The organism is Streptomyces sp. NBC_00390, from assembly GCF_036057275.1.
Classification (GTDB): Bacteria; Actinomycetota; Actinomycetes; order Streptomycetales; family Streptomycetaceae; genus Streptomyces.
This window is the reverse complement of sequence record NZ_CP107945.1, coordinates 3,647,238-3,661,480: the sequence shown is the minus strand read 5'-3', so window position 1 is coordinate 3,661,480 and position 14,243 is coordinate 3,647,238. Positions and strand designations below refer to the sequence as shown.

At 71.3% G+C, this 14,243-nt stretch carries 17 protein-coding genes; 8 read left to right on the top strand and 9 right to left on the bottom strand.

Annotated features, from left to right (window positions below; genetic code table 11):
* Positions 1-103 precede the first annotated feature (103 nt).
* Positions 104-532 carry a nuclear transport factor 2 family protein gene (locus tag OHS70_RS15755; RefSeq protein WP_328397910.1) on the top strand — a complete coding sequence of 143 codons (429 nt, stop codon included), beginning with the start codon at positions 104-106 and terminating at the stop codon, positions 530-532.
* Here the strand turns inward: OHS70_RS15755 and OHS70_RS15750 are convergent.
* A complete protein-coding gene (locus OHS70_RS15750) occupies positions 519-1,439 on the bottom strand; it encodes an oxidoreductase (RefSeq protein ID WP_328397908.1) in 921 nt (306 codons plus the stop codon). The two genes, OHS70_RS15755 and OHS70_RS15750, sit on opposite strands and share 14 nt — an antisense overlap.
* Positions 1,440-1,517: 78 nt before the next feature.
* Here OHS70_RS15750 and OHS70_RS15745 point away from each other — a divergent pair, with 78 nt between their 5' ends.
* On the top strand, positions 1,518-2,192 hold the full coding sequence (locus tag OHS70_RS15745) for a helix-turn-helix transcriptional regulator (protein ID WP_328397906.1): 675 nt from the start codon (positions 1,518-1,520) through the stop codon (positions 2,190-2,192).
* 44 nt (positions 2,193-2,236) lie between these two features.
* Here OHS70_RS15745 and OHS70_RS15740 read toward each other — a convergent pair whose 3' ends face one another.
* From OHS70_RS15740 to OHS70_RS15730, 3 genes are all read right to left on the bottom strand, one after another.
* Complete coding sequence (locus OHS70_RS15740; RefSeq protein WP_328397904.1) at positions 2,237-3,001, bottom strand: SDR family oxidoreductase; 765 nt, start codon at positions 2,999-3,001, stop codon at positions 2,237-2,239.
* Positions 3,002-3,084: 83 nt separating this feature from the next.
* Positions 3,085-3,432: a YnfA family protein gene (locus OHS70_RS15735; protein WP_328397902.1), complete on the bottom strand. Its 348-nt coding sequence runs from the start codon at positions 3,430-3,432 to the stop codon at positions 3,085-3,087.
* A 91-nt stretch (positions 3,433-3,523) separates the two neighbouring features.
* A complete protein-coding gene (locus OHS70_RS15730) occupies positions 3,524-5,020 on the bottom strand; it encodes an FAD-dependent monooxygenase (RefSeq protein ID WP_443062608.1) in 1,497 nt (498 codons plus the stop codon).
* A 100-nt stretch (positions 5,021-5,120) separates the two neighbouring features.
* Here OHS70_RS15730 and OHS70_RS15725 point away from each other — a divergent pair, with 100 nt between their 5' ends.
* Both OHS70_RS15725 and OHS70_RS15720 read left to right on the top strand, forming a co-directional pair.
* On the top strand, positions 5,121-5,696 hold the full coding sequence (locus tag OHS70_RS15725) for a TetR/AcrR family transcriptional regulator (RefSeq protein ID WP_328397900.1): 576 nt from the start codon (positions 5,121-5,123) through the stop codon (positions 5,694-5,696).
* Between the two features lie 97 nt (positions 5,697-5,793).
* Positions 5,794-6,282 carry a MarR family winged helix-turn-helix transcriptional regulator gene (locus tag OHS70_RS15720; protein ID WP_328397898.1) on the top strand — a complete coding sequence of 163 codons (489 nt, stop codon included), beginning with the start codon at positions 5,794-5,796 and terminating at the stop codon, positions 6,280-6,282.
* A gap of 44 nt (positions 6,283-6,326) precedes the next feature.
* Here OHS70_RS15720 and OHS70_RS15715 read toward each other — a convergent pair whose 3' ends face one another.
* The 4 genes from OHS70_RS15715 to OHS70_RS15700 form a co-directional block, all read right to left on the bottom strand.
* The gene (locus tag OHS70_RS15715) at positions 6,327-7,052 is read right to left on the bottom strand and encodes a Mut7-C RNAse domain-containing protein (RefSeq protein ID WP_328397896.1); all 726 of its coding nucleotides are present in this window, start codon (positions 7,050-7,052) and stop codon (positions 6,327-6,329) included.
* Between the two features lie 104 nt (positions 7,053-7,156).
* Complete coding sequence (locus OHS70_RS15710; RefSeq protein ID WP_328397894.1) at positions 7,157-7,996, bottom strand: NAD(P)H-binding protein; 840 nt, start codon at positions 7,994-7,996, stop codon at positions 7,157-7,159.
* A 109-nt stretch (positions 7,997-8,105) separates the two neighbouring features.
* Entirely contained in the window at positions 8,106-8,630 is a 525-nt protein-coding gene (locus OHS70_RS15705) for a GNAT family N-acetyltransferase (RefSeq protein ID WP_328397892.1), read from the bottom strand.
* A gap of 39 nt (positions 8,631-8,669) precedes the next feature.
* The gene (locus OHS70_RS15700; RefSeq protein WP_328397890.1) at positions 8,670-9,497 is read right to left on the bottom strand and encodes a helix-turn-helix domain-containing protein; all 828 of its coding nucleotides are present in this window, start codon (positions 9,495-9,497) and stop codon (positions 8,670-8,672) included.
* 63 nt (positions 9,498-9,560) lie between these two features.
* Here OHS70_RS15700 and OHS70_RS15695 point away from each other — a divergent pair, with 63 nt between their 5' ends.
* From OHS70_RS15695 to OHS70_RS15680, 4 genes are all read left to right on the top strand, one after another.
* Positions 9,561-10,136, top strand: coding sequence for a TIGR03086 family metal-binding protein (locus tag OHS70_RS15695; RefSeq protein ID WP_328397888.1), 576 nt, complete (start codon positions 9,561-9,563; stop codon positions 10,134-10,136).
* A 119-nt stretch (positions 10,137-10,255) separates the two neighbouring features.
* The gene (locus OHS70_RS15690) at positions 10,256-11,026 is read left to right on the top strand and encodes an SDR family oxidoreductase (protein WP_328397886.1); all 771 of its coding nucleotides are present in this window, start codon (positions 10,256-10,258) and stop codon (positions 11,024-11,026) included.
* A complete protein-coding gene (sigJ, locus tag OHS70_RS15685; RefSeq protein ID WP_328397884.1) occupies positions 11,023-12,090 on the top strand; it encodes an RNA polymerase sigma factor SigJ in 1,068 nt (355 codons plus the stop codon). Before OHS70_RS15690 ends, sigJ begins: the two co-directional genes overlap by 4 nt.
* Before the next feature lie 63 nt (positions 12,091-12,153).
* A complete protein-coding gene (locus OHS70_RS15680) occupies positions 12,154-13,029 on the top strand; it encodes a glycosyltransferase family 2 protein (protein ID WP_328397882.1) in 876 nt (291 codons plus the stop codon).
* A 93-nt stretch (positions 13,030-13,122) separates the two neighbouring features.
* On the opposite strand, the gene OHS70_RS15675 is transcribed toward OHS70_RS15680, so the two are convergent.
* Positions 13,123-13,638 carry a hypothetical protein gene (locus OHS70_RS15675; RefSeq protein ID WP_328397880.1) on the bottom strand — a complete coding sequence of 172 codons (516 nt, stop codon included), beginning with the start codon at positions 13,636-13,638 and terminating at the stop codon, positions 13,123-13,125.
* Positions 13,639-14,243 lie beyond the last annotated feature (605 nt).

The window sequence follows — 14,243 nt, the reverse complement described above, 5'->3', positions numbered from 1 at the left end:
TGTGGACCCTTGGTGGCCGACCCCTTCCTTCTCCGCGGCGGATCCCGCATCATACTCAAGAAAGTGACTAGTCTTTTTCTTGAGTATCAGAGAGGGGTCCGTCATGACGACGACCGCTGACCGCTTTCGCGCCGCCGTGGAGAAGGGCGACCTGGGCGCTCTGGACGACCTGTTCACCGAGGACATCCGCTTCTACAGCCCGGTGAAGTTCACCCCCTTCGAGGGCAAGGCCATGGTGCTGGGACTCTTCGGGGTGCTGCTGCGCACCTTCGAGGACTTCCGGTACATCGGGGAGTTCGACGGCACCGCCGGGACCAGCGCCGACGGCGCCGAGGCGCCGTCGGCCGTCCTGCTGTTCCGCACCACTGTGAACGGCAAGCAGATCCACGGCATCGATCTTCTGCACTTTGCGGGCGACGAAACGGGCCGGATCAAGGAGTTCACGGTGATGGTCCGCCCGCTGTCCGCCGTGCAGGCTCTGAGCGACGCGGTGCTGGCGGGGCTGGTCGCCGACGGGCTCATCGCCGGCTGATCGAGTCCAGTTCGGCAAGGTCCTCGGCGTGGAGGCGGAGGGTGCCCGCCGCCACGTTCTCCTCGAGGTGTGCCGGTGAGGAAGTGCCGGGAATGAGCAGCACGGTCGGGGACAGGGACAGGAGCCCCGCGAGCATGACCTGGACAGGTGTCGCCCCGTGCCGGTCGGCGATGCCCTGGAGCCGCCTGGTCTCCGCGATGCCCAGGCCGCCGAGCGGGAAGTAGGGCACGAAGGCGATGCCCTTGTCGGCGCAGATGCCGACCATGGCGGCGCCGGGACGGGTCACCAGGTTGAACTGGTTCTGCACCGCGACCACGGGTGCGATCTGCTCCGCCTCGGCGAGGTGATCGGGGCGGACGTTGCTGAGACCGAGATGCCGGATGAGGCCCTGCTCGCGCAGCGCCGCGAGGGCGCCGAACTGCTCGGAGAGCGATTCGACGCTCGGCAGACGGCGCAGATAGACAAGGTCGAGGTGGTCCCGTCCGAGTTCGCGCAGATTCCGGTGGACGGCGGCTTTCAGCTCGGTCGGGCTGGCGGGCGACATCCATTCGCCTTCGGGGGTGCGGCCGGGGCCGACCTTGGTGGCGATCACCAGGTCGTCGGCGTAGGGGTGCAGAGCGGTGCGGATCAGCGCGTTGGCCGAGAGGTGCTTGTAGAAGTAGAAAGCCGCGGTGTCGATGTGGTTCACACCCAGCTCGACCGCCCGGCGCAGGACGGCGACGGCCCGGTCGGGGTCGCCGGCCGGGCCGTCCCAGTCCGGTGCCGGCAACCGCATCGCGCCGAAGCCCATCCTGGCGACCTTCAAGTCGTCGCCGAGGTGCCAGAGTCCGGCGTGGGCGGCGTGAGTCCCGGAGATGCCGGCGGTGGTTGTCGTGGTGGTCGCATCAGTCATGTCGTTCGTGGCCATGCCGAGATCCTGCGGGCAGTCGGCACGATCGGCGGAGGACTGGCACCTTGCTGCCAGTTGACCGAGACTGGACGGACGATGACCACTGATCAGATCGTGACCCTGCGGGGTGAGGGGGAACTGGTTCGCCGGGCAGGGCATCTGTTCGGCGCTGCCCGTCAGGAGTTCCTGTGCGCGGCAGCCGACCTGGTGACCTGGTCGGCCGGGGTGAACGCCGCTTTTGCCGAGGGCTACCGGCCCTCGCTGGTCATGGGTCTGTCGATGCGCAAGATCTACACCCCACGGGCGCTGGCCGACGACGACTCCGAGCGCCGGCTGGTCAGGATCGCCGGCTCCGGAGCCCAGGTGCGGATCTCCACCGCACCCCTCGCCCGCGAGGCGATCATCATCGACCGGCGGATCGCGATCCTCGCCGGGGCAGAGGCCGGTGGGGTGCGGACGTACTCGGTGGTGCGGTCCCCCGATGTCGTCCACGGTGTCCGGGCGCTGTTCGGTGTGGCCTGGGAGACCGCGACGGATCTGGCCGAGTACCGGCGTCTGCGGGCCTCGCCCCCGCCCGAACTGAACGAGCAGGCCCGGGACATCCTGCGGATGCTCAGCGCCGGGCACACCGACGAGACCGCGTCACGTCATCTGGGTATGTCTCTGCGGACCTACCGCAGACGGGTCGCCGAGTTGATGACGCTGCTCGGCGCCACGTCACGGTTCCAGGCGGGGCTGCGGGCACGGGAGTTCGACGCCGGGAGCCGGTGAAGTCAGTGAAGGTGCCGGCCGGGTGGAGGCGATCCGGCCGTCCGTCACGGTGCGCGGTGCACCTTGGAGTTGGAGGCCTGGGCGCGAGGCCGCACCACGAGAAGGTCGATGTTGACGTGGGAGGGGCGGGTGATCGCCCAGGTGATGACGTCGGCCACGTCGTCGGCGGTCAGCGGATCGGCCACGCCCTCGTAGACCTTGGCGGCCTTCTCGGTGTCGCCGCGGAAGCGGGTGGTGGCGAACTCCTCGGTCTTGACCATGCCGGGAGCGATCTCGATCACCCGGACCGGGCTGCCGACGATCTCCAGGCGCAGGGTCTCGGCAAGCACGTGGGCGCCGTGCTTCGCGGCGACGTAGCCGGCGCCGCCCTCGTAGGTGGAGAGCCCGGCGGTGGAGGAGAGGACCACGACCGTGCCGTCTCCGCTCGCGGTGAGCGCGGGGAGCAGGGCCTGGGTGAGGTTGAGCGTGCCGATGACGTTGGTCTCGTACATCTGCCGCCAGTCGGCCGGGTCGCCGGTGGCGACGGGGTCGGCGCCGATGGCGCCGCCCGCGTTGTTCACCAGGGCGTCGACGCGGTCCAACGATGCGGCGAAAGCGTCGACCGCGGGCCGGTCGGTGACATCGAGCGCATGCGCGGTGGCCTGACGGCCCGCTGCGGTGAGCTCGGCGGCGAGGGCCTCGACACGGTCCTTGCGGCGAGCGGTGAGTACGACGTGGAAACCGGCACCGGCGAGCTGTCGGGCGGTGGCCGCACCGATGCCGCTGCTGGCTCCGGTGATGACCGCGACGGGGGTCCCAGCGGCTGTCATGTCGCAACTCCTCGAGCGTGTGATCGATCCACGCCCAGGATAGGCCGGACCGCGGACCGGATGCCGCGGTGTCCATGAGTGGATCAGCGTCCGCGAGGGGCGTACATGATCACTGCCATGCCCGCGAGGCAGATCAGCGCGCCGATGACGTCCCAGCGGTCGGGCCGGTAGCCGTCCGCGACCATGCCCCAGGCGATCGAGCCCGCCACGAAGACTCCGCCGTACGCGGCGAGGATGCGGCCGAACTCGCCTTCCGGCTGGAGCGTGGCCACGAAGCCGTAGAGGCCGAGGGCGATCACGCCCGCGCCGATCCAGATCCAGCCGCGTCCGCCGCCGTCGCTGCCCCGCACGCCCTGCCAGACGAGCCATGCGCCGCCGATCTCGAACAGCGCGGCCAGGACGAACAGGGCGACAGAGCGGGCGATGAGCATGGGTACACCCTGGCACGCAGGCTGCGGGGAACTCGCCGGGGCTGACACCCGGTCAGTCGCACCGGGACCGGGGCGACCGCCAGGTGACCGGTCAGCGGCCGTCCGGGCGGACGGGACCTGACCGACCGCTCAGCCGGCCGTCCGCCCAGGCGATGTAGCCGTCGGGACGGATCAGGAGCGCGGTGCGCCTGTCCGTGGCCCAGTGCGCCCGTATGACAGGGCCGGGCGCGGGCGGGGCGGCAGGGTCTTCGCCGGGCGCGGCCACCAGCACGAAACCCCCCTTGCGCAGCAGCTCGTACAGCCTGCCCTCGACGAGTTGGAGGTCGGGGGCGCGCCGGCCTGTGAGGGGGTGGGAGCCGCGCGGAGCGGCGTACGAGATGCCGATGCCGGTGATCATGCCCATGGCCTTCGTGGCGGCCGGGCGGATCAGGTTCAGGAAGTGCGAGGCCAGGGCGCGGACGGCGCGCTGGAGCGGGGTGTGAGCCATCGCGAGACGCACGATCGCGCCACTGCTGCGGAGCACCGTCGCGCCGACCGGATGGCGCTCCGCCTGGTAGGTGTCCAGCAGGGCGTCGGGGTCGGGGGCGTGGCCCTGGATCGCGCAGGACAGCTTCCAGGACAGGTTCGCCGCGTCCTGCAGGCCGGTGTTCATCCCCTGGCCGCCGGCCGGGGAGTGCACATGCGCGGCGTCTCCCGCGAGGAAGACCCGGCCGGTGCGGTACGAGGGAACCTGGCGCTCGTCACTGTGGAAGCGGGAGATCCAGCGTGCGTCGTGCATGCCGTGGTCGGTGCCGAGGGCGAGGCGGGCGATGTCGCGCATTTCGTCGAGATCGACGGGCTCGCTGTCGGGGACCTGGCGCTTGCGGTTCCACCCCATGACCCGGTACCAGCCGTCGCCGAAGGGGGCGATGAACGCGAACGCGTCCCCCGTGCCGTTGACCGCCAGCACGTCGTCGGGCTCGTCCGTGAGCCGGACGTCGGCGAGCACGATGGAGCGGATCACCGACTCCCCGGGGAAGGGCAGGCCGAGGGCCGTGCGCACAGAGCTGCGCACGCCGTCCGCGCCGACGACATAGCGGGCCCGCACCGTGGACCGCACGCCCTGCGCGTCCTGGACGTGGACCGCGACCGTGCCGGGGTCGGAGGTCTGGTCGAGGCCGGTCAGCTCCGTGCCGTAACGGAAATGGACGCCGGCGTCGACCGCGCGGCGCTCGAGCAGTCGCTCCACCTCGTACTGCGGGGTGATCAGGAGGAAGGGGAAGCGGGTCGGCAGACGGGACAGATCCAGGGAGAGCCGCCGGAACAGTCGCAGGCGGGTGATGGAGGTGCCGCGCTGCACGAGCTCGTCTGCGAGTCCGCGGGCGTCGAGCAGCTCCAGCGTGCGGGCGTGCACGCCGAAGGCGCGCGTGATGTTGCTGGTCTCGCGTGGGCGGCGCTCCAGCACGGTGACCGGGACGCCCGCCGCCGCGAGGTCGCCGGCGAGCAGCATTCCGGTCGGGCCCGCGCCCACGACGACGACGTCCGCAGCCATGGTGCCGGTGCGGTCCGTGCCGTCCCCGCCATCGCTGGTGCCGGGCGTGCCGTCCATGTCTGCCTCCCGAAGTCAACGCTCGTTGGTCAACGCTTGTAGGCAAATGTAGGCCGGGGGTGGCTGGCATGTCAACGGGCGTTGGCCTACAGTTGTTGGCATGACGATGGAAGCCTCAGGCGGACCGCGCCGCTCCGATACGACCAAGGCCGCGATCCTCGAAGCCGCCCGCGAGCGTTTCGCCGCCGACGGATACGAGCGCGCGACCATCCGCGCCATCGCCCGCGACGCGGGCATCGATCCCTCGATGGTCATGCGCTACTACGGGAACAAGGAGGGGCTGTTCGCCGCCGCCTCCGAATTCGACCTCCGGCTGCCGGAGTTGCGTGCGCTGCCCGCGAAGCACATAGGTGCGGTGCTCGTCTCCCACTTCCTGGACCGGTGGGAGCAGGACGAGGTGCTGACGGCGTTGCTGCGGGCGAGTGTCACCAATGCGGCAGCTGCCGAGCGGGCCCACGAGATATTCAGGGAGCAGCTGGGCCCGGTCGCCGCGGGCGTGTGTCCGGACCCCGCGCAGGCCCCGCGCCGGGCCGCGCTCGCTGCCTCGCAGATCCTCGGCATGGCGCTGGCCCGTTATGTCCTGCGCTTTCCGCCCGCCGTGGAGATGTCACGCGAGGAAGTGGTCCGCTGGCTCGCCCCCACGGTGCAGCGCTATCTGACCGAGGTGCAGCCCTAGAGACAGGTCCGACAGGGCAGGTCGTGGCGCGGCCGTGCCAGGCCGACGGGGTCGCGGCCGCGCCGGTGCAACAGGCTCTGCGCCGTACACTCTCTGCATGACGCAGGAGAGTTCGGCGCCGCGTGACAGGCTGATGAACGAGATGTTCGCCGCCTCGCGGCGGTACATGGCCTCGTACGCCCTTTTCAACCAGGCCCTCGCCGACCATCTGCAGCTGCACCCCACCGATCTGCAGTGCCTGAACCTGCTGGGGCTGGAAGACCGGCCCGTCACCACCGGGCGTATTGCCGAGTTGACCGGGCTCACCACCGGTTCGGCCACGCGGCTCGTCGACCGGCTCGAGCGCGCCGGGTACGTCACGCGCGAGCGGGACGCCCATGACCGCCGGCGGGTGCTGGTGTCGCTGGTGCCCGAGCGGATGGCGGAGTTCGGCGCGCTGTGGGAGCGGGTCGGCGGCCCGTGGGCCGCCATGTTCGATGCGTACAGCGACGACGAGATCGCCCTGCTCACCGCGCACATGCGGCGCACCGTAGAGGTGAGTGCGGGCCAGGTCGAGCGGCTGCGCGGCGGCGGGTTCGACGCGTAGCCGCAAGCTGCGCGGGTGGTGCGCACGGGCGGCAGGGACGGGCCTCAGGGGCCGGCGGTGCGCAGCGCGTCCGCGACGATCGCCTCCAGGCGGGCGTGGTGTGCCCCGCGCCAGTACACGCGCTCGCATGCGGTGCACTGGGCGAACACGTCGTACGACCGCTGGGTGCCCTGCTGGAGCTGCTCCTGCACCGAGTCCTTGTCGGCCTCCGTCAGCTTCCCGTTGCACGCGGTGCAGCGGGTCCATGGCGCGAGTGCGGGCGCGAACCGCTCGAGCACGTCCCGCAGTTGGTCGTCCGGCCGGTCGCTGTAGATGTACGCGCCCGCCCAGATCTCGCGGCGGCGCAGCAGCCCCCGGTCACGTGAGAGCAGCACCCGCCGCTCCTTCGCCGAGAGCGCGGCCAGTGCGGGATCGCCGATGTCCTCGTTCTCGTACGCCGCATCGACGCCGAGCAGCCGCAGACGGCGGGCCAGCGTGCCGAGATGGACGTCGAGGAGAAAGCGGAGCGGTGCGCCGGGGACCTGCTGTGGCCGCTCGACACCGCACACCTCGACATGCTCGCCCGCGCGCGGGATGTGGGAGACGGGGACATGGCGGCCGTCGACCAGCAGCCGGCCCGCCTCGGTGAGCGGGACGCCGAGCGATTCGACGACATGGCCGAGCGTCGAGGAGCCGTCGGTGACCACGGCCGTACGCCCCTGACGGCGCTCCGAGGTGACGAAAAGGCGCAGCTCGGGTGCGACGCTGAGGGAGATCTCCGGTCCGTTCACAGAGTAAGCATGTCATCGTGCGGTGGCTGTCAGCCAGGTGTTTCCGGCGGCTGCGGGCGAGCCCCCGATGCGGCTTTGGGGCCCGTGCGGCGCCATGGGCGGCGTCAGGCGCGGAAGGCTTCCGCGTGTTCCTCCGCCCATGCCGTGAAGCTGCGGGGCGGGCGGCCCGTCAACTGCTCGAGAGTGCCGGTCAGGTGCGCGGGCGAACCGTCCGTCGAAGCCCAGTAGTCGAGCAGCGCCTCGGCGAACTCGTTCGGCAGATAGGCGGATACGGAGGCCCGCCAGGCGTCGCGGCTCACCGCGCGGACGGCGATGCCGCGGCCCGCGACGCGCTCCAGGATCGCGATCTGCTCGGCGAAGGTGAGCGACTGTGGACCTGTCAGGTGGTAGGTCCCGCCGCGCAGCTCCGGCCTGGTCAGGACAGCGACGGCGGCCTCCGCGAGATCACGCTCATGGACAGGGTCGCCGTAACTGCCCGGATAGGGCAGCTCGATGACGCCGGCGGACCGCAGTGCCCGCGCCCACTGCCGGGCGTTGCCCGCGAATGCTCCGGGCCGCAGGACGGTCGTCGTGACGGGTGCGGCCGCCAGCGCCTGCTCGACCGCGAGATGGGACGCGGCGATCGGGCTGTCCGCGGCGTCGGGGTCCAGAACCGAACTGGAGGAGAGCAGCACGATGTGCTCGACGCCCGCCGAGGCCGCCTGTTCGGCGAAGGCCCCGATGTGCGAGGGCTCGGCATAGAGGAAGACCGAGGTGACGGAGTCGAGGGCGGCCGCGAAGGTCGAGGGCTCGTCGAGAGCGCACCGCACGGACTCGACGCCCGGGGGCACGGTGAGCTTGTCGGGGCTGCGGGACCCGGCCCGGACGCTCAGGCCCTGCTCGTGCAGGAGCGTGAGGAGGGTGGAGCCGACGGTGCCGCGGCTTCCGGTGACGAGGATCGGCATGGCGGAATCCTTGGGCTGGAGGAAAAGTATGACGTGACACAGAAGCTGCGTGACGCAGATAAATATCCGTGAAAATGGGCCCGCTCGTCAAGCGGGCCCCATGCGACGCTCAGAACGGCCCGAGGTCGATGCGCCAGTCGTGGGACCGGAGCGGCTGCCCGGGCGGGTACTCGAAGTCGCACTCGCCGACCAGCGTGAAGCCCGCCTTCCGGCACACCGCGTTGGACGGGCCGTTGTCCACGGACGGGAAAGCGTGCAGGAAGCGGTGCTTGCGCGCCGCCCTGGCCTGCTCGACCGCAGCGAGCGTGCCGGCGGTCGCGATGCCCCGCCCCTGGAAGCCGGGCAGCACGCTCCAGCCCGTCTCGTAGACCTGCCGGCCGTTCCAGGTGTTCTCCCAGAAACCGACTGTCCCGGCCGCCCGCCCGTCGGCCTCGCAGACGATGCGGAACATCCGGCCCCGGCCGGTGCGGTCCGCGCTCAGGTCCACGTACCGCCGATGCCGTAGGACCAGCTGCTCATCGGTCTCCGGGCCGCCCAGGTGGTCCATCAACTCAGATGCGTTCGCCGCGCGGAGAAGGTCGAAGTCGTCCTCGGACCACGGCTCGATGTGGATCGTCGATGCGTTCTTGCCCATGCGTCGCACTGTAGGCCGGGCTCTGACAGCGCACGCGGACTACGCGGCGCCCGCCCGGGCGTACGCGGTCGGCGGCACGCCCACCGTCGCCGTGAAGTCCCGTACGAGATGGGCCTGATCGCTGTACCCGAGTTCGGCCGCCAGCGCTGCCCAGTCGAGTCCGCAGCCGCCGTTGTCGCCGTACTCCGCGCGGTCCAGCGCCTCATGGATGCGGTAGCGCAGGATCACCCACTTCGGGCCCACGCCGACGTACGTCGCGAACAGACGCTGCAGCGAGCGGGCCGACACCCCTTCCGCGGCGGCGAGTTCGGCGACGCGCCGCACCGAGCGGTCGGAGCGGACCTCTTCCACCAGCTCCATGGCGTGCAATGCGTGCGGGTCGGGCTGCGGAGCCAGACCCAGCAGGAACGCGTCCAGGGCCGCCACTCGGGCGTCCTGCTGATCCGGCAGTACGACCGCGTCCACGGCGCTCTGCCCGGCGCCGGTCACGACGTCCGCGAGCGGCACCCGCCGGCCTGTCCACTCGGACACCGGCCACTTCGGGGCGAACGGCCGGAAGCCGCCGGGCCGGAACATGACTCCGCACACCCGGCCGAGCCCAGTCAGCTTCTGGGTGAACAGCTCCAGCCCGATCCCCGCGACCTCGGCCCAGGCAGGCTCGTCGCCGAAGCGCTGGAACACCATGTTCACGCAGGGGTGGGGCACGACATGCGAGGCGTAGGGCTCGGTCAGATCCCAGTCGATGAGCCAGTAGTGCTCGAGATACGGACGCAGCTCGGGGGCGGGCTCGCAGCGGCGGAAGTCGACGCGCGCGAAGAGCTCGCGGGCTTCGACTATGCCTTGGGTGTCAGTGCGCGGCCCCGCCATGCCGGGGATCCTACGTCGCGTTTCTTCAAGACGCACAGGGGTGCGCCGCCCTACGGTCGGCGCATGACGAACAGCATCAGTGACCTGCTCCGATCGGCGGCCGATCAGGCCGTTCCGATCGTGCGGGGTATTACCGACGACCACCTCGCCGACCCGACGCCGTGCGCCGAGTACGACGTGCGCCAGCTGACCGATCACCTCATGCAGGTTGTGATCAACTTCCAGGCGCTCGCGGCGAAACAGCATCCGGACTTCGGCGTGGAGCCGCACTTCGTCGAGGGCGGCGGCGACTGGCGGGCCCGGTTCGCTGCGGAGACCGCCGCCCTCGTCTCGGCGTGGGCGGCGCCCGGGGCCGAGGAAGGCTCGTCGGGAAAGATGGGTCTGCCCGCGCGGACGGTCGGCAAGATGGTGCTGGGCGATCTGACCGTGCATGCGTGGGATCTGGCCCGTGCCACCGGTCAGGAGTTCACACCGGACCCGGTCGTCGTCGCCGAGGTCTGGCCGGCGCTCGCCGAGCTGGCGCCGAAGGCCCGCGAGGGCGGGGTGTTCGCCGAACCGGTGACCGTGGGCACGGAGGTGTCCGACTTCGACCGTGTGCTGGCGCTGACCGGCCGCGACCCGCAGTGGAGGGCTTCCTAGAGGATGCGTGCAGGCCCGTGGCTCGGGGGCCGGTCCGGAGCTCGGGGCGGTCGCGGTGGGTACGTACGTGTGGCGGAGCCCGGATGTCACACAGCCGTGGGCTGTGTCGTCCTGAAGGTATGAGGATCGCCATCGCTGGAGGAACGGGAACGCTCGGCCGGGAGACCGCGGAGGAGCTGCGCGGACGCGGGCACGACGTACGGGTGCTCAGCCGGCACGCACCGGAGTACCGGGTCGATCTGACCACCGGGGACGGGCTGGCCGAGGCGCTCGAGGGCTGCGACGCCGTCGTCGACGCGAGCAACAGCCGGTCGCCCAAGCAAGCCGAACAGATCCTGGTGGAAGGCTCGCGGCGGCTGCTCGCGGCCGAGGAGTCCGCGGGGGTGGGCCATCACGTCTGTGTGTCCATCGTGGGCTGTGACCAGTTGCCGCTCGGCTACTACCGGTCCAAGGCGGAGCAGGAACGTGTGGTGGAAAGCGCACGGGTGCCGTGGACGGTGGTGCGCGCCACGCAGTTCCATGAGCTGCTGGCCATGGGCTTCGCCGCGGTCGGCAGGACGCGGGTGCTGCCGGTGCCCCGGGCGCGGCTGCAGACGGTGGCGTGCGCGGAGGTGGCGCGCGTGGTCGCCGACGTCGTCGAGAGCGGGCCGCGGCGCGGACGTGTGGAGGTGACCGGCCCCGAGACGGCCGACCTGCGCGTACTCGCCCGCCGCTGGCGCGCGATCACGGGGCGCAAGGCGCTGGTCGTTCCGCTGGCCCTGCCGGGGGCTCTGGGGCGCGCGCTACGGTCGGGTGTGGCGACGTCCGACCGTGCGGATGTCCGCGGCACGGTGCGCTTCGACGACTGGCTCCGCGCGCAGACCACGACGGGCAAGGCGAACGGACAATGAGCGGCCGACCCTGGGACGAGAGCGCCTGTGACGACCGCGTCCGCGACGAGGGGACCAGCGACGAGCGGCCCGTCGGAGAGCGCGTCCGCGACGACCCTGCGCGCGGCGAGCGGTCCGGCGAGGAGGCCGTCCGCGAGGACCGGGTGCGTGACGAGGAGGCCGATGAGGAGGCCGCCCGTGACCACCGTGCCCTTGCCGAGGCGTTCGAGCGGGAGCGGGCGCGCCTGGTGCGCGTGGCGTACGCCACCACGGGGTCCGTCGCCGAGGCCGAGGACTGCGTACAGGAGGCCTGGCTCCGGCTGCGCGGGCTCGACGACCCCGGTGCGATCCGGGATCTGCGGGCCTGGCTGACCACCACCGTGGGGCGCTTGGCTCTTGACACGCTCGGGAGTGCGCGCGTGCGGCGCGAGCGGTATGTCGGGACCTGGCTGCCCGAGCCGCTCGTCGAGGCCGCCCCCGCCGACGACCCCGCCGAGCGCGTCACGCTCGACGAGTCCGTCAGCATGGCGCTGCTCGTCGTGCTGGAGCAGCTGTCGCCCGCTCAGCGCACCGCGTTTCTGCTCCACGATGTTTTCGGGGTGCCCTTCGACGAGGTCGCCGACGTCGTCGGGCGTACCCCCGCCGCCGTACGCCAACTCGCTGCCCGCGCACGGCGGGACGTCGAGCTCGGGCGGCCCCGATTCCCGCCCACCATCGGCCAACAGCGTGAAATCGCCGAGGCGTTCGCCGACGCCTGTCAGGGCGGTGACCTGGAAGGACTTGTCGCCCTGCTTGATCCCGACGTCCGGCTGCGGGGTGACGGCGGTGGCAAGGTGAGTGCGGTGCGCCACATCGAGCGCGGCGCCGGGCATGTCGCCAGGCTGCTGATCGGCTTCACCAGGCGCCCGCTGCGGCAGCTGCGGATCGCCCAGGTCAACGGCGCGCCGGGGCTCGTCGTCAGCGGTGCGGACGGCAATCTGTCGGTGGTCGCCTTCACGGTGGACGCCGGCCGGATCACCGACATCGACGTCGTACGCAACCCTGACAAGCTCACTGCCGTACATCTGCTGGACGAATCCCGTTAAGCTCCCGGGTCACGGATCGCCGGGGAACCGGCGGCCGAGCAGTCGACCGATGGAGATGTGGACGTGACCCGATCCCGCGTGGGTGTGGCCGTGCTGACGATGGGCACGCGCCCCGCCGAACTGCGTGCCCTGCTCGACTCCGTGGCTGCGCAGGATCATCCCGCGACCCGGGTCGTCGTCGTCTCCAACGGTGCCCCACTGCCCGAACTCCCCTCGCACGTCACGGGAGTCGAACTGCCGGAGAACCTCGGTGTGTCCGGCGGCCGCAATGTGGCGATGGAGCGGCTGAGGGAGTTCGGCGACGTCGACATCCTCGTCGACCTGGACGACGACGGCCTGCTCATCGCCCCCGACGTCTTCAGCCGGCTCGCCGACATGTACGCCGCGGACCCCGCGCTCGGCATCGTCAGCTTCCGGATCGCGGACGAGACCGGATTCACCCAGCGGCGCCACATCCCGCGCATCGGCTCCGGCGACCCGATGCGCGGCGGCCATGTGACGACCTTCCTCGGCGGCGGGCACGCTCTGTCGATGTCCATGCTCGAGCGGGTCGGCGGCTGGCCGGAGGACTTCTTCTTCACGCACGAGGAGACCGATCTCGCCTGGCGTGCGCTGGACGACGGATGGAAGATCCTTTACGCACCCGAGCTGGTGCTGCAGCATCCGCGCACCGCGCCGACCCGGCACGGCGTCTACTACCGGATGACCGCACGCAACCGTGTCTGGCTGGCGAAGCGGAATCTTCCCGCCCCTCTCGTCCCGGTGTACCTCGGTGCCTGGACCGCGCTCACGCTGGCGCGTACCCGGTCGGCGCCGGGGCTGCGTGCCTGGTTCAGCGGCTTCGCGGAAGGGGTGCGTACGCCGTGCGGTCAGCGTCGGCCGATGCGCTGGAGCACCGTGTGGCTGATGGCCCGTCTGGGCCGCCCCCCGGTGGTCTGAGCACGCCGACGGCGTCGAACGTCGCCGGACACGGCCGCCGTGCCCGAGAACGCGCCCGCCCGGGGACCGGGCGGGCGCGCAGCGGTCGGTCCGTCAGAACGCTCTGAGGTAGTACATGGTGCGGAACCCGCCGCTGGTCGAGCAGGACAGGGTGTTCTGCGTGCTGGTGTACGTGAAGCCCGGCGGGACCGTGCACGCCCACAGGCCCGTCCGGGGCGCGCGCAGGTAGTACATGGTGCGGAACCCGCCGCTGGTCGAGCAGCTCAGCGTGTTCTGGGTGTTGCTGTAGGTGTAGCCGGGCATCGTGGTGCATGCCCACAGGCCGTCCGCGGGCGGCTGCACGTAGTACATGGTGCGGAACCCGCCGCTGGTCGAGCAGGACAGGGTGTTCTGGGTGCTGGTGTACGTGTAGCCGGGCGGGATCGTGCAGGACCAGAAGCCGGCGGCGGCGGACTCCTCGGCCGGGGCCGCCGCCGGGGCGTTGTCCGCCGCACGGGGCAGCGGGGCCGCGGGCGCGGCCGACGCGGTGGCCGGGGCGAGGGCCGTGCCCAGCATGACGGCCGCGGTGCCGGCGCCGAGCAGTAAGGACCGGAGTTTCGATCGCAGCATGGGAAAGCACTCCTGAGTTGGTCGTCCGAAGGGCAGAACCAACGGGTGGGGGGCCAACCGGGGTCTGTCCCGTGCCCCGGCCGCCGTAGAGCGCGCGCTGGGATGCTCGCAGGAGCACCGCCCACCGGCAAGGGCGCCCCTCGGCGCCGCCGTCGAGGACCGGCCGTTCAGCGAGGGGGCATTGACCTGCGGTGTTGTCCCGGGCACGGCCGCGTTGCGGCACAGGGCCCTGTAGGGCAAGTCGGCTCATGTCCGAAAGGCGCGCCGGAGAGCGACAGTCCGGATGCGACGGCGACGAGAGCGGGGGCGTGCCAGGTGGCCGGAAGGGGCAAGGTGCCGGCCTCGGGAGCTCCTTGCCGAGGTCGGCGTCGAGAGCCGGCGGCGACCGGGTGAGGGATCCCACAAGAGGGTCGATCGGTGGCGCGCGGACGCCAGGAGGGTTATCTTCGAGAGGTAGAACGACCGGTCTTCCTGCCTCTGGAAGGATGGCGTATCGGCCTTCCCGGCTGGGCCGCCTCCAGGCGGAGAGCTGCCATAGGTCGCCGGTGTACATCGAAGAGAGATCAAAGGGTTCCATGAAGCCAATCCGCGCCCCGGCCCGGCCG